This window comes from Variovorax sp. LG9.2 (genome assembly GCF_035018885.1).
Classification (GTDB): domain Bacteria; phylum Pseudomonadota; class Gammaproteobacteria; order Burkholderiales; family Burkholderiaceae_C; genus Variovorax.
Window position 1 is genome coordinate 1 of sequence record NZ_JASJXB010000097.1, and the last position, 795, is coordinate 795.

Annotated in this window: 1 protein-coding gene; it reads right to left on the bottom strand. The window is 57.4% G+C overall.

All coding sequences use genetic code 11. The features are described from left to right. A partial coding sequence (locus tag QN413_RS27060; RefSeq protein ID WP_323499642.1) for a CHASE2 domain-containing protein occupies positions 1-411 on the bottom strand: 411 nt, incomplete at its 3' end. Positions 412-795 lie beyond the last annotated feature (384 nt).

The following is a 795-nucleotide window of genomic DNA, read 5'->3' on the forward strand; positions in this document are numbered from 1 at the left end:
CAAGAAAAAGACCCGCAATCTGCGCAGCGCAAGCTCCATCGCTGCATCGTCGTCCGCCGTCTGTGCGGGAAGGCCGAGACGGAAATTGAGAACTACACCCTCAGGTGCCTGCTGAGCGAGCTGCTCCAGAAATTGGGTGTGCACCGCTTCAGGCCAAGGCCACGGCCCGATTTTTTTAATACTCTCTTCATCAATTGAAATGATTTGAACCGCGGATTGCGGGAGTACCGGGAAGCTGGCCAAGACCCTGTCGTAGAAATGACCATCCACAATGGTCGGAATCGGCGACACGATCTTCCAGACAAGCGCCAAGGAAAACAACGTAGCAAGCGCAAATCGAAGGATGAGTTTTGCGTGTGCTGGCCAGACTTGCGCTGCCCAACGCTCAATTGATTGCATGTCCGGCCCCATCTGATCATCCTAATTTATGGTGCGCTGGCATCGTTGTCCACAGGTCCTTTGGAAGCTAAGGCGTTTACGCATACCGATGCCGAAGCGGGAACTCGCTTACTCAAGGTTCCACCGCCTTCGTGCTTTCAATCCCGGCGGCATCCGCAAGGTCGAGGTTGTGCTGGGAACACCCTGTTCTAGATCAAGTATCTGCGCCATGGCGTCACGTGCGCTGCCTGCCAATGCCGCCCGAGTTGCGCACCATCTCTCATTCACCGGACAGGTTCTGCTGCGGGGCCGCCCGGCCGGCCCCGCGGGGCGTCGTCAGCGCTGCAAAGCTCAATCGTTTTCAGGCCACTTCAGGCCCCAGTCCTTGATGACATCCTTCACGCGCCGATCGCCATC